Annotated in this window: 1 pseudogene; it reads left to right on the top strand. The window is 77.9% G+C overall.

Annotated elements, in window-relative coordinates:
* Positions 1-408, top strand: a pseudogene (locus B7767_RS41550) (transferase); the annotation flags it as partial.

The following is a 408-nucleotide window of genomic DNA, read 5'->3' as shown; positions in this document are numbered from 1 at the left end:
CCCGCGCGTCGCGCTGGTCCCCGACCCGGTGTACGTCTGGCACGTCCGCCGGTCCGCGCGGCGGCTGTCGATCTCCCTGGACCGCGCGGGCGTCGACAACTGGCGGGCCCGCACGCGCGCGTGCCGCACCGCCCACGAGATCCTGCTGGACGCCGGGCAGAAGCGGCTGGCGCGCAGGGCGCGGGCCAAGTTCCTCGACCACGACCTGCGCATGTACGCCCGTGAGCTGCCGCTGCGCGACGAGGAGTACCGGCGGCGGTGGTGGGCGCACACGCGGGCGTTCCTCGCGGAGTACGACGCCGCCGACCTGGCCCGCGACCCGGTCGCCCCCGGCCGGCTGATCGGGCGGGTCGTGCTGGCCTCCCCCGAGCCGTGCGACCTGCCCCGGCTGCGGGAGCTGGCGGCCCG

Origin of the sequence: Streptomyces sp. 13-12-16 (genome assembly GCF_002114215.1) — a bacterium.
Lineage (GTDB): Bacteria > Actinomycetota > Actinomycetes > Streptomycetales > Streptomycetaceae > Streptomyces.
Note: the sequence above shows the minus strand (reverse complement) of the source record. Positions and strands in the feature narration are given on the sequence as shown.